The following is an 11,778-nucleotide window of genomic DNA, read 5'->3' on the forward strand; positions in this document are numbered from 1 at the left end:
CCGCGAAGTTTAGGGAATTGAAGGGTAAGTAATTTCATAATAAAAATGGCCTGCGGGAGATGACGCAGGCCATTTTTTTATTTATAGGCCAAGGAGATTTTCGCGCCTTCCTACGTCAGCTTCGACGTCGTGAATCCTCAACATATACACGATATGCTTCCGGTTCCCTCCGCCGCGCTTCCTCGTTATGCATCGAAACTTTCCTCGGCCTAAGAAGACTGGAACACTTGATAGGCGTCAGATTTATTTCACGGCCACTCGTTCCGCTTGCTCTGACGTACAGAATTATCGATTCTTCGAGTCTCGAACACGGCGAGAGAGGGATCGTCCTTGCTCGTAAGGGAAGAGAGTATTGACCATTTCGCATTCATTTCGTCTTGTGACCTGAATAATTCTCTTGTCTTCCCCTGACGATTGTATAATACTTCCCTTAAACGGATACAAATTGTTGGTAATATGAAAGACAAAGAATTGTCATAGGCGAAATGGAGGAAATATGAACCCCGATATCTATGCGGTAGCCAAGCGATTGCTCCACAGGGAATTTGAATCTCTGAGTCCGGCTGAACAGAATGTGATCCGGCGCTTTGCAGAGCGTCTTCATGTCAGCAGGAATGCCCATGAGGAGCGTCAGGCTCAACTCACATTCGGCCAGCGTCTTGCCGATTCCGTGGCGGCGTTTGGTGGCTCCTGGACGTTCATCGTCTCGTTCGCGATAGTTCTCTGTTTGTGGGTCGCGCTCAATTCCTTTCTTCTCATCAGATGGAAAAGCTCCTTTGATCCATACCCGTACATCCTGTTGAATCTGGTGCTCTCCATGCTTGCAGCTATCCAGGCGCCTGTGATCCTCATGTCACAGAACCGGCAGGCAGCAAACGACAGGGTAGACGCCGAGCATGATTACGAAGTGAATCTCAAGGCTGAACTCGAGATTATGTCTTTGCACGAGAAGATAGATATCCTGCGGGAGAAACAGTGGGCGGACCTGCTCGCCACGCAACAGGAACAGATAGAGATTCTCCATAAGTTGATAGAGTCAACCCGTACCGGTAATCAGGGGTAATCGAACGGGGAGTGTGAGCCTGAACCACCATGTCTGAACGCTTGATCAGCGAACCTATAAGGCCGATCACATCAACCTGCGACACATTACGCATGGCGGCAGGAGAACCCGGCCTGCCCCTTAAGTTCATCTGGCGAGGGGCTACCATCGAGGTAGCTAATGTGTTGCGCATCTGGCATGAGACAGGCAGGTGCCGTCACGGAAGTGAGGAGCTGTACGTACGAAAACACTGGTATGAGGTCGGTATGCCAGGAGCGGGCGTCATGAAAATCTATTTCGAGAGACAACCGCGGCGGGGACGTAAGGGCTCACGATGGTGGCTCTTCAGCATTACCGAACCGGATGAAGTCACGTGTAATCCCAATTTGCAATTATGACGATATTAATATTAGTCTGATTGGCGGGTTCTTAAGTAACCTCAACCTAAGAACAGATTGTTCTAATACCTCTTAGACCGCTTTCTGCGAGATATCTTTCGGGGTTCACGCTCACACACCGTTCAACAATCTTCTTTGGAAATCCAAGCCCCACAAGATATCGGGCTGATTCGGTAACGGGCGTAGAGCCGCCAAGTAACCTTCCCGCTCTATCTGCGACGCCCAGTGTGCAGGCATCTTTCTTTGCTGCCTTCACAGAATCGGACACGATGATGATCCTGTCAGGCTTTTTCGCGCCAAAGATCAATTCAATTGTCTTTGGATGCAGATGAAATGGGTCCGCGATAACCTCTACATAAATATGCGGGTTCGTGAGGCCAAAACCTGCTATCCCGGGCTCGCGATGATGCACAGGCCGCATGGCGTTGAAGATATGTGTTATACCTTTTGCGCCGGCATTGAAGCCCGCTTCAGCCTCGCCGTATGTTGCATCCGAATGACCCATACTCACGATCACGCTGGTATCCGTTATTGTTTTGATAAGCCCTGTGGCGCCTTTAAGCTCGGGCGCGACGGTTATGATCTTCACGATATCGCCGAATCCCTGGATGAGTTCTTTGTAATGAGATATTCTGGCGGGCAGAAAAGAATGTGCGTCGAGAGCCCCCGCACGCACGGGATTGAGAAAGGGCCCCTCAAGATGCACGCCCAGAATCGTAGCGGGTTTCATCTTCTTTGTTTGAGGTTTTGAGGACTTTTTTCTTCCCCATCCCCTGTCCCCGACCCCTGACCCCTGCATTTCCATTGCCTTCTTTACCGCGGCAATGTCAGCCCTCATGCGCTTGATCGAAGATGAATAAATCGTCGGAATTACGGCGTCTATCCCGTAAGAGCCGTGGATTTCGGCAATCCGGATAATATCGTCGGGTCCGGCGCCTTTTGTTTCGTACCCACCGACGCCGTGCGTGTGAACATCAATAACGGGCATGGTCCAACTCTTTTTCTACGGATCTGATTCTGTAATTATACAGTATTTCAATGAAAAGGGGAGATAAAATGGGGTTATGCTCCATGCCAACGAGATGGCTTTCGCAGGCGCAGTCCGAAGAGCCGAAATCCGCCACGGACCAGTCCGCAATCCTTTGGAGATCCCGGGCCAACGCACATTCTATATCGTCCGATGTGCGGATAGCGAGGGCCTTATGGAAAGACGCGCGCGCCCGAAGGTAATCGATGTGCCAGAAAAGTCTCTTGTGAAGGCGCCGGTGGCGTTCAATCCGTTTCGTTAGAGTCCTTCTTGCAGAACCCACGTAGAGGTAATACCCTTTTCTGAATGAGATGCTCCCGAGCGCCCCTATAACGATGTCGGCATCCATTTCAAGGTGAAGCACGACAATATAACACCCACTGTCGCGAACTTTCTCTTCAACGAGCGCCCAGGGTACCGTGAGTTCGGATACACGCGGAACAAGGGAGAGATCTTTCAGCCAGGTGAGCCCTATGGCCTTGAGATAGAGTGCATCACGGCATTTGAGAAAGATCTGGGAGAATTGATAGTCCGTATGGTACTCAGGCATGAAGTAGCGCGCATAGGGCCACTCAACCACGAAAAGCACACCCGCTTTGTGGCCCTTTTTTGTGAGCTCGAGAAGCCCGTTGAGGTGACGGCTCGCGCGCTCGGTTACCGCATCGGGAAACATCGCGAGTTCTCGGCCAAAGAGGGTGCAGTTCTTCACCTCAAGGACAAACTCCCGACCGTCCACCTTTAAGAGAAAATCAAATCTGCTGTGGCCGAAAGAGACTTCCCGTCTGACCATATGGGCACGTTCGAGACCAGGCACGAGATGCTTCTTAAGGAGCATCTCAACGACATCGTTGGTTAGGTGTGTATGAAGCATGATCGGCACACCTCGCTTTTCGACAGCCAGAACGGTATAGGAAATCCTTGCGTGCCCCTGGTTTGGCTTGAGAAGGAGGGTAGCGCCCGGTATGAGAAGCTCCCAGAGCCGGCCAGGATTGGGCAGATACGCCTGTACAACCCTTCCTTTCATTACGCACTCGACCACAAAGGTGTTTGGTCGTGTAATGAATTCTGCCGTTTGAAGCCTTCCATCGGTGAGCCGCACGGAAGAGATTATAGCAAAAATCTTAACTGAGTTTCTTGTTTTATATGGTAAGCTTGAGAAAAAAGCGAACGGACTACCCCGATGGCTAACAAATCAGATATGCGCGACTCACTGGTACTGGGAAAATGGACGGGTCGGGCGATCGACAGGCTCCTCACCCGGGCAACGGAAATGGAGGAGATTGGCGAACGTATCGTTTTTCTCTCTCAGCATTTTCTGGGCGCTCCTTATAAGGAATCGACCCTCATCGGTGACGTATCCACCCAGGAGGCATTGGTCATTAATCTCACGGCTTTTGACTGCTTCACATTCCTCGACTCGGTAGAGGCGATGCGTCTGTCTTCTTCGTTTGCCGAAATGAAGGACAGGTTGCGGGCTCTTCGGTACAAGAAGGGTCTCGTCAATTACCTGACGCGAAATCATTTCTTCACAGACTGGCGGGAGTACAACAGGGACCTCGTGTCGGATGTTACCGTGCGTGTGGGTCATGCCGGGACTCAGCGCGTTACAAAAACATTAAACGTGAAAGATGACGGTTCGCTTTATTTGGCGGGCATCGAACCTTTCGACAGAGAATTAACCTACGTTCCGTCCACGGCCGTGGACGACTCAGTGCTCGTTCGCCTCAAATCCGGCGATTATGTGGGGTTCTTTTCGGCCTCTGCCGGCCTCGATGTCTCCCACGTAGGCATTATTGTCAGAAAAGGTGCTCAGATATTATTGCGCCACGCTTCCTCGGCGCCATCCGCGAGAAAGGTTGTGGATCAGGATTTTTCGGGATACATCTCAGATAAACCGGGTATCATTGTGCTGCGACCGCACTGAACGCAAAACCTACCCGTCCTGCGCTTTAGAGCGTTTCGAGGGGGAATATCTTAATGGAGTAAAGGGAGTCCGGCACGCCGGGCTCCCCGTATCGGCTTACGATTTTACGACGTTTGTCGCCTGCAGTCCCTTGGGACCCTGAACAACGTCAAAATTCACCTGCTGGCCTTCTGAAAGTGATTTGAATCCGCTGTCCTGAATTGCGGAGTAGTGGACGAAGACATCAACGCCATCGTCTTTCGTAATAAAACCAAAACCTTTGGCTTCATTAAACCACTTGACAGTTCCTTTCGCCATAAAATAAAACCTCCTTTAAAAAAATGTTGAAGATTACGGAACTGTGTTATGGTGAGGACAGCCAAAAGTTATGCTTCACAAACAACAGCGATTTCCGAAACTTCATGTTAAGTATTTCACAGATAAACACAAAGGTCAAGATTTTATTAAAAAAATTTATTTTTTCTTTCAAGCCTCGGGCTTTTCGGCTTCCGGAGCCGATTCTGACGCGTCCAAATCGGGGGCCTGCGTGCCTTCGTCCACGGGGCTCTCATCTGCGTTCTCTTTCTTGCCGAAACGCCTGAGCCGTTTCTCCTCCTGCTTCTTTAAGCGCAAGAGTTCCTTCCTTCTTTTGTCGCTCCTAAATGGTTTTGACAAGACCGCCTCCTCACGTTTTCATGGTCAGTACGACTAAAAGAAACCGGCGCGCCGAATTCGCTCTTCTCACGAGGCCAAAATTGTCTTCTGTGCTTGCTTCAAGAGTTCGATGACCGGCTCCACCTTTTCGGGCGGAAGAACAAGGCCGTCTGCCGTAGGCACCAGTTCTCCATCATTAATAATGTTATAGACCCTGAGGTCTATCACTTTAGCCCCTTTTTGTTCTGTAACCGTTACCATAAGCCGTTCTTTGGAATTCTTTATAACCTTTCCTATTAACACAGGTCCTCCTTATAGAATATTCTCTCCTAAACTTCTTCCGAACTGAACTGATACGTCCAAACAAACCCTTCTCCGTCTCCAAGGGTCACCCTTACGAATCCGGCCCTTCCGAGATAAACGAGAAAATCAGTATCATTCACCATTCTGTGAACGAAGGCCTCAGATAGATGAGGGCACTCCATTCTCAGATGGGCTTTCTCCGGGCCCGTAAGAACAATGCGTGCATCCATACCTCTTGAGAGATAGAAAAATTCGAACTCGTCCGTCAGCATCTCGCGTTGTCTTATCATAAGACGCTTAGCCAGAGCCGCGGACACCTTCTCGATTGCCTTTTTCCTGGTGGCTACTACTTTCATAAGGCTTCGAGCTTCCCCATATGCTTTGGACCTCGAATCAATTGCCCTCAAGTGACGTTCAGCCTGAGCCACCCTGCCCCAGGCGGCCTTCATGGGATCCCTGTTCGGTCTGTATCCGTCAGCGAGCGCCTTTTTTGCCTCTTTTAAGTGCTCGCGCGGGCCTCTTCGCAGGAATGGCTCGGCCGCATCCGGCAGAGGCTCTGCTTTCAGAATTTCATGAGACTCCATAGCGCCATCTTCCTGCCTCAAGCGTTCGGACAAGCGCCGCTTGTCCGGCAGTTCATCGTGAATAAAATATGATGTCTCCATTTGTGGCTCCTGATCTTTGCAACCGCAAAAAACCCGTTCAAAACTGTTACGACTGATTCGCCGGCAGGAAGATTATTAGCTATGCAGATTATTATATATCACATTTCTCGTATAAATACCATGGGGTAAGCAATGGAAAAGATAAGCGCCGGAAAGACCCTCTTTTCTATCACCATACCCCTTAAGCGGGGCGGTGACTTCACAAGACTCGCGTAATCATCGCATCTTACATTCCTGGAGACCTTTCGTGTCGCCCGATTTGCCGTGAGAAAGGCTTGACAACACATTTGATTCATTATAGAGTGTCACGGATAGGGGAGATTTAGGAATGAATTACCGACCTTTTCTCAAGAGGTGTATGACACCTGTTACCATTATGGTCGTCCCTCATTCACGCACAAGACCATTCAAGCTCAAAGTATCTTTGATAGGGCTCGCTGTCTGCTGCCTTCTTTCGATAACCGGGGCAATCTACGTTATCTCCGTGGGCTTCAAAATGGTTGATTACTATGTTATGAGGAATAAGCTCTCCTATTTTTCGAGACAGTTCGGCGACTTGAGATCAACCATAGTATCCCTTAAGGAAACAAACACGGAGCTCTCCAAGCTGCTCGCCATGAAATCAAAGAAGGACATAATAAACTCGGCAGACTTGCAGGATACGGGCTCTCTGGATATTGAGGCCTTGAAGAAACAGGTGAACGAGACCATCGAATCCGTGGCTGCAATAAAGGCCTTCATCGCCGAACAGAAAGATGTCTATATGGCAACCCCTTCGGGCTGGCCGGTCCAGGGTGTGATCAGCTCAGGGTTTGGAATGAGGGTGCACCCGATCACGGGCGACGTCATAAAGCACACAGGTGTTGACATCAGGATACCGCCGGGCACGAATGTAAAGGCAACGGCGCCAGGCATCGTAAGTTTTTCAGGCTGGACGAACGGGAGCGGCTATATCGTGGTATTGGAGCACGGACACGGCTTCAGCACCGCCTACGCTCACAATCGAAAGAACTATGTGATCGTGGGGCAGAAGGTGAAAAAAGGTGAGCAGATCGCCATGTCCGGCTCAACAGGGGCTTCCACGGGTCCCCACGTGCACTACGAGGTTTGGAAAGAGGGCAAGCAGGTGAATCCCGCTCCCTACCTGGGGGATACCCTGTGATACTGAAAAAGAAGCAAACTCCTCTCGAGACGCTCATTGGACCAGACTCCACAATCAGGGGCGAATTGACAACCAAAGGGATGTTGCGCGTCGATGGCGTCATCGAGGGAAATGTTGCGGCCGATTCTCTGGTCGTGGGCAAAACGGGCGCGGTCAAAGGAGATATAACGGTACGGGACATAGAGGTGAACGGGAGTATAGAAGGTAATATCAATGCACATGAATTTGTTGAGATCAGACCGGAAGGTGCGGTGGAGGGAGATATTCATACGACAAAACTCACCGTATCGGAGGGCGCCTTTTTTGCCGGTCACTCTTATATGCGAAAACACGATGAAGCCCGTGAAGAAAGCGAGACGGGAGACGAAAAGAAGGTTGAAAGAATCTTTTGAGGGACTTGAACCCAATTGCTCTCTAAATCCCTCATACTATCGGCAAGAACATCGCAAACAGCAGGATATTGTGTGGCACGTATGTTGCAGCTAAAAATACAATGGATATGCGCAAAGCATGATCCAAATAATTAACTACTAAAGGAGAGGAGCTATGGTAGTCGAGAAAAAAACCAATGGATCAGAAATCGATGAAAAAGACATCACGACAGTTGTTGCTGACGACTTGGAGATCAAGGGCACCATCAGGTTCAAGTCATCTGTGATGCTGAAAGGTGTTTTTGACGGTGAGATATTCTCAGAAGGACTCCTGGTTGTGGGACCTACAGCCAAGGTGGCGGCGACAATTACGACAAAGACCCTGATCTCCCATGGCGAGATCACCGGTAATGTGGTCGCCAACGAGCAGGTAACCCTGAAGAGCACATCTCTCCATAACGGTGATATTTCCACGCCCAACATCATTATCGAGAATGGGGCCGTATTCAACGGTTCTTGCGCAATGAGAGCAAAAGACATTACCGTGAAATAGGCGAGGCGAGGTGTGGCTGCAAAATAACCCAAAGGGGGTAAATGCATGGCAACAGAGATTCCTGTTTTAGAGGAAATTAAAGAAGAAAAGATAACCACAGTTGTTGCTGACGATCTAGAGATCAGGGGCGCCATAAAGTTCAAATCCTCTGTCATGCTCAAAGGCATCTTTGAGGGAGAAATCCAATCGGAGGGTCTTCTCGTGGTCGGACCCACCGCTAAAGTGACGGCGACCATTGCCACAAAAACCCTTGTGTCGCATGGAGAAGTTACCGGTAATGTAACCGCTCAGGACCAGGTCATTCTAAAACAAACGTCCACCCATAATGGCGACCTGAAAACTCCCTATCTGACTGTCGAGAATGGGGCCGTATTCAACGGCAAGTCTGTCATGGAAAGGATGCCGACGACTGTGTCGGAGGAAAAACCATTAGAAATCCAGGTGGAGGCGCCCGAGGAAAAGCCGGCGGCCATATTTGACATTCCGCAGGCCGCGCCTGTCGAAGAGAAGCAGCCGCCCTTTGTTATACCCAGACAGGACCAAAGAAAAAAGCCGGCACGAGACAAGATCCCTTTTGAAGAATTGGACAAGAAGGAAGAGAGCACGAGCCCGGCAGAGGGTACGGAATGGCAGGATAATAAGCCCTATTGAACCTTAAGGGTATTGCTTAAGAATCAAGGGTTTCGGGAGAGTGGTCTGTTGTTGATTTTTCATCCGAAACCCTTTATAGTAGTATTTCAGAGTGCGGCCTTATATCACAAAAAACGTCTGTACCGATTGCGGGGAATGTGTGACGATATGCCCTTACGACGTGCTCTCCAACAAGGAGGGTTCCGTGTCGGTCCGTCTGCCGGATGACTGTATCGAATGCGGGGCGTGTATTGATGGCTGTGCACAGAAAGCCATACGTATGGATGACTGATGAGAACAAAGGTTCTTCTTGACCGCAACGCCATAGAACGCACTATCAACAGGATGACCCACGAGATCCTGGAAAAGAACCAGGGCTCTCGGGCGCTCTGTCTTATCGGCATAAGAACGAGAGGCGTCTACCTCGCAAACCGGATCCAGAACAAAATAAAGGGCATTGAAGGGATAAAGCTCCCCGTCGGAGTGCTCGACATCACCATGTACCGTGATGACATATCGACCATGAAATCACCTGAGGTGAGAAAGACGGAGATAGCCTTTGATGTCAATAATATGACTATTATCCTCGTCGATGACGTGATCCACACAGGAAGAACAACACGGGCAGCAATCGACGCCATCATGGACCTCGGCAGACCCAAAAAGATCCAGCTCGCGGTGCTTGTAGACAGGGGCGACAGGGAACTCCCCATGCATCCCGATTACGCAGGTCTCGCCTATGCGGTGAACGCGAGAGAAGAGGTTCATGTACGACTCGGTGAAGTTGACGGCAAGGATGAAGTCGTGGTCGAGAAATCATCATGAAATGGACCAGAAAAGACCTCCTCGGTATTAGGGAACTCTCCAAAGAGGAGATTCTTTTCATCCTCGAAACCGCCGATTCCTTTAAAGAGGTATCTCGAAGGGACATCAAGAAGGTCCCGACGCTCCGCGGAAAAACTGTAATCACCCTATTCTACGAACCTTCGACCAGGACGAGGACGTCCTTTGAGATCGCCGCAAAACGTCTTTCCGCTGACACGATCAATATCTCTTCAAGCACAAGCAGCTCGGTAAAAGGGGAAACGCTTCGGGATACAGCCAGAAACCTCGAGTCCATGCGGCCTGATGCAATTATTATACGCCACAATATGCCGGGTGCGCCTCTCATGCTTGCCAAAATTATGGACTCGTCGGTGATAAACGGGGGTGACGGCGCCCACGAACACCCGACCCAAGCGCTTCTCGATCTCTATACCATACGTGAAAAGAAGGGGCGGATAGATGGGCTCAAAGTAGCCATCGTGGGAGATATTGCCCACAGCAGGGTGGCCAGGTCGAATATCTTCGCACTTTCCCGTTTTGACACCGATGTGGTCTGCTCGGGGCCGCCGACCATGATCCCCCCCGGCATAGAAACACTTAGGGTGCGAAAAGAATACGATATGAATAGGGCGGTAGAGGACGCCGATGTGATTATGATGCTACGGATCCAAAAGGAGCGGGGCGGCGCGTCGGTCATCCCCTCCGTGAAGGAATACTCAACATTATTCGGACTCAAGAAAGAACATATCGAGAGGGCAAAGAAAGATGTGATTATTATGCATCCGGGGCCCATGAACCGGGGAATCGAGATCGCTGATGAAGTGGCGGATGGTCCCTACTCCGTGATCCTCGACCAGGTTGAGAACGGTGTGGCGGTTCGGATGGCTGTGCTCTATCTCCTCACCGGGAGGGAATCATGAAGATTCTTGTGAAGGGGGGGAGGCTCGTCGATCCCGCGAACGACCTGGACGGCAGGTTCGATATTTTGATCGATGGGACTACCGTGGAAAAAATTGACAGACATATCAGTGAGACGAACAAGAGAACGAAGGTCATCGATGCGAGAGGCCACATTGTGGCCCCGGGGCTGATCGACGTCCACGCCCATCTAAGAGAACCGGGATACGAATATAAGGAAACCATCAAAACAGGAACACAGGCGGCGGCCAAGGGCGGTTTTACGACCGTGGTCTCCATGGCAAATACCATGCCCGTGAACGACAACAAAAGCGTTACCGAATTCATTGTTGAGAAAGCGCGGTCCGGAGGGGCTTCCAGGGTTTTACCCTGCGGCTCCATTACCCGGGGCTTAGCTGGTGAGGAGCTTTCCGAGATTGGCGAGATGTATGAGGCTGGCATTGTCGCCCTCTCGGATGACGGAAAATCGGTCAAGAATGCCGGGCTCTTAAGAAGGGCCCTCGAATACGCGAAACTCTTCAATCTTCCGGTCATCTCACACTGTGAGGACGAAACCCTTGCGCGGGGATATGTTCATGAGGGTCTTTTCTCTCTGTTAAGCGGTTTAGAGCCAACCCCCTCTATTGCCGAAGAGATCATCGTGGAAAGAGACATTGCCCTTGCCCGATATGTGGACGCCCCTATGCACCTTACCCATATCTCCACCGCTGGAAGCGTCGAGATCATCGAGAGGGCCAAAAAGAAGTTTGGAAAGATTACTTGCGACACCTGCCCCCATTACTTCACCCTGACCGATGAAGCAACGCTCGGCTATGACACAAACGCCAAGGTCAATCCGCCCCTTCGGTCGAAAAATGATCTTAAGGCCATTCGCGACGGCCTGAGAAGCGGCGTGATCGATATCATCGCCACGGACCACGCGCCTCACGAATCCACTTCAAAGGAGGTAGAATTCGATATCGCGACCTCCGGCATCTCGGGCTTTGAAACCGCGCTGGCCTTATCGCTCGCACTGACCCATGAGGGTCTGCTTCCGTTAAAGGCGCTCATCCGAAAATTGACCGTCAATCCGGCCCGGATGCTTAATCTCCCCTCGGGCGAGCTCACGGTCGGGGGACCGGCTGATCTTATCATCTTCAATACAGACATCAAATGGACCGTGGACAAAAATGAATTCCTCTCCAGGGGAAAGAATACCCCATTTCACGGATGGAAGCTCAGAGGCAAGAACCTTCTCACCATGGTGGGGGGAAAGATTGTCTACCGCGATGCGGGCCTGTTTAAGGCCTGAAGTGATAGATATCGTTTCTCAGAAATTAGGCCTCCC

At 50.6% G+C, this 11,778-nt stretch carries 16 protein-coding genes; 10 read left to right on the forward strand and 6 right to left on the reverse strand.

The features are described 5' to 3' along the window. The first annotated feature begins 496 nt into the window (after positions 1 to 496). Both VMT62_02300 and VMT62_02305 read left to right on the forward strand, forming a co-directional pair. Entirely contained in the window at positions 497 to 1,063 is a 567-nt protein-coding gene (locus VMT62_02300; GenBank protein ID HVN95235.1) for a DUF1003 domain-containing protein, read from the forward strand. A 29-nt stretch (positions 1,064 to 1,092) separates the two neighbouring features. Beyond that, positions 1,093 to 1,440 (forward strand): DUF6504 family protein, encoded by a 348-nt coding sequence (locus VMT62_02305; GenBank protein HVN95236.1) that lies wholly within the window; start codon positions 1,093 to 1,095, stop codon positions 1,438 to 1,440. A gap of 46 nt (positions 1,441 to 1,486) precedes the next feature. Here VMT62_02305 and VMT62_02310 read toward each other — a convergent pair whose 3' ends face one another. Further along, complete coding sequence (locus VMT62_02310; GenBank protein ID HVN95237.1) at positions 1,487 to 2,428, reverse strand: hypothetical protein; 942 nt, start codon at positions 2,426 to 2,428, stop codon at positions 1,487 to 1,489. After that, complete coding sequence (gene sfsA / locus VMT62_02315; protein ID HVN95238.1) at positions 2,415 to 3,566, reverse strand: DNA/RNA nuclease SfsA; 1,152 nt, start codon at positions 3,564 to 3,566, stop codon at positions 2,415 to 2,417. The genes VMT62_02310 and sfsA overlap by 14 nt, the downstream gene beginning before the upstream one ends. A gap of 81 nt (positions 3,567 to 3,647) precedes the next feature. On the opposite strand from sfsA, the gene VMT62_02320 reads away from it, so the two are divergent. Beyond that, the gene (locus VMT62_02320) at positions 3,648 to 4,391 is read left to right on the forward strand and encodes an N-acetylmuramoyl-L-alanine amidase-like domain-containing protein (GenBank protein ID HVN95239.1); all 744 of its coding nucleotides are present in this window, start codon (positions 3,648 to 3,650) and stop codon (positions 4,389 to 4,391) included. A 96-nt stretch (positions 4,392 to 4,487) separates the two neighbouring features. Here VMT62_02320 and VMT62_02325 read toward each other — a convergent pair whose 3' ends face one another. From VMT62_02325 to VMT62_02340, 4 genes are all read right to left on the reverse strand, one after another. Further along, entirely contained in the window at positions 4,488 to 4,688 is a 201-nt protein-coding gene (locus tag VMT62_02325; protein HVN95240.1) for a cold-shock protein, read from the reverse strand. 168 nt (positions 4,689 to 4,856) lie between these two features. Next, on the reverse strand, positions 4,857 to 5,045 hold the full coding sequence (locus tag VMT62_02330) for a hypothetical protein (protein HVN95241.1): 189 nt from the start codon (positions 5,043 to 5,045) through the stop codon (positions 4,857 to 4,859). Between the two features lie 66 nt (positions 5,046 to 5,111). Continuing rightward, the gene (locus VMT62_02335) at positions 5,112 to 5,327 is read right to left on the reverse strand and encodes a PC4/YdbC family ssDNA-binding protein (GenBank protein HVN95242.1); all 216 of its coding nucleotides are present in this window, start codon (positions 5,325 to 5,327) and stop codon (positions 5,112 to 5,114) included. A gap of 26 nt (positions 5,328 to 5,353) precedes the next feature. Further along, positions 5,354 to 5,992 carry a hypothetical protein gene (locus VMT62_02340; GenBank protein ID HVN95243.1) on the reverse strand — a complete coding sequence of 213 codons (639 nt, stop codon included), beginning with the start codon at positions 5,990 to 5,992 and terminating at the stop codon, positions 5,354 to 5,356. A gap of 328 nt (positions 5,993 to 6,320) precedes the next feature. Here VMT62_02340 and VMT62_02345 point away from each other — a divergent pair, with 328 nt between their 5' ends. From VMT62_02345 to VMT62_02375, 7 genes are all read left to right on the forward strand, one after another. After that, positions 6,321 to 7,154, forward strand: a complete 834-nt coding sequence (locus tag VMT62_02345) for a M23 family metallopeptidase (GenBank protein ID HVN95244.1) — start codon at positions 6,321 to 6,323, stop codon at positions 7,152 to 7,154. After that, a complete protein-coding gene (locus VMT62_02350) occupies positions 7,151 to 7,546 on the forward strand; it encodes a polymer-forming cytoskeletal protein (protein HVN95245.1) in 396 nt (131 codons plus the stop codon). The genes VMT62_02345 and VMT62_02350 overlap by 4 nt, the downstream gene beginning before the upstream one ends. Before the next feature lie 154 nt (positions 7,547 to 7,700). Continuing rightward, a complete protein-coding gene (locus VMT62_02355; protein ID HVN95246.1) occupies positions 7,701 to 8,078 on the forward strand; it encodes a polymer-forming cytoskeletal protein in 378 nt (125 codons plus the stop codon). 45 nt (positions 8,079 to 8,123) lie between these two features. Then, a complete protein-coding gene (locus VMT62_02360) occupies positions 8,124 to 8,729 on the forward strand; it encodes a polymer-forming cytoskeletal protein (GenBank protein ID HVN95247.1) in 606 nt (201 codons plus the stop codon). Positions 8,730 to 8,999: 270 nt separating this feature from the next. Then, the gene (pyrR, locus tag VMT62_02365; GenBank protein ID HVN95248.1) at positions 9,000 to 9,533 is read left to right on the forward strand and encodes a bifunctional pyr operon transcriptional regulator/uracil phosphoribosyltransferase PyrR; all 534 of its coding nucleotides are present in this window, start codon (positions 9,000 to 9,002) and stop codon (positions 9,531 to 9,533) included. Beyond that, positions 9,530 to 10,453, forward strand: coding sequence for an aspartate carbamoyltransferase catalytic subunit (locus tag VMT62_02370; GenBank protein ID HVN95249.1), 924 nt, complete (start codon positions 9,530 to 9,532; stop codon positions 10,451 to 10,453). The genes pyrR and VMT62_02370 overlap by 4 nt, the downstream gene beginning before the upstream one ends. Beyond that, entirely contained in the window at positions 10,450 to 11,742 is a 1,293-nt protein-coding gene (locus tag VMT62_02375) for a dihydroorotase (protein HVN95250.1), read from the forward strand. Before VMT62_02370 ends, VMT62_02375 begins: the two co-directional genes overlap by 4 nt. Positions 11,743 to 11,778: the final 36 nt, after the last annotated feature.

The sequence above is a fragment of the Syntrophorhabdaceae bacterium genome (assembly GCA_035541755.1).
GTDB lineage: Bacteria > Desulfobacterota > Syntrophorhabdia > Syntrophorhabdales > Syntrophorhabdaceae > PNOF01.

What these genes read in the sequence shown, in the direction of transcription:
- VMT62_02300 (HVN95235.1), top strand. Translation starts at nt 497, where the DNA reads ATGAACCCCGATATCTATGCGGTAGCCAAGCGATTGCTCCACAGGGAA.
- VMT62_02305 (HVN95236.1), top strand. Translation starts at nt 1,093, where the DNA reads ATGTCTGAACGCTTGATCAGCGAACCTATAAGGCCGATCACATCAACC.
- VMT62_02310 (HVN95237.1), bottom strand. Translation starts at nt 2,428, where the DNA reads ATGCCCGTTATTGATGTTCACACGCACGGCGTCGGTGGGTACGAAACA.
- VMT62_02320 (HVN95239.1), top strand. Translation starts at nt 3,648, where the DNA reads ATGGCTAACAAATCAGATATGCGCGACTCACTGGTACTGGGAAAATGG.
- VMT62_02325 (HVN95240.1), bottom strand. Translation starts at nt 4,688, where the DNA reads ATGGCGAAAGGAACTGTCAAGTGGTTTAATGAAGCCAAAGGTTTTGGT.
- VMT62_02340 (HVN95243.1), bottom strand. Translation starts at nt 5,992, where the DNA reads ATGGAGACATCATATTTTATTCACGATGAACTGCCGGACAAGCGGCGC.
- VMT62_02345 (HVN95244.1), top strand. Translation starts at nt 6,321, where the DNA reads ATGAATTACCGACCTTTTCTCAAGAGGTGTATGACACCTGTTACCATT.
- VMT62_02355 (HVN95246.1), top strand. Translation starts at nt 7,701, where the DNA reads ATGGTAGTCGAGAAAAAAACCAATGGATCAGAAATCGATGAAAAAGAC.
- VMT62_02360 (HVN95247.1), top strand. Translation starts at nt 8,124, where the DNA reads ATGGCAACAGAGATTCCTGTTTTAGAGGAAATTAAAGAAGAAAAGATA.
- pyrR (HVN95248.1), top strand. Translation starts at nt 9,000, where the DNA reads ATGAGAACAAAGGTTCTTCTTGACCGCAACGCCATAGAACGCACTATC.
- VMT62_02370 (HVN95249.1), top strand. Translation starts at nt 9,530, where the DNA reads ATGAAATGGACCAGAAAAGACCTCCTCGGTATTAGGGAACTCTCCAAA.
- VMT62_02375 (HVN95250.1), top strand. Translation starts at nt 10,450, where the DNA reads ATGAAGATTCTTGTGAAGGGGGGGAGGCTCGTCGATCCCGCGAACGAC.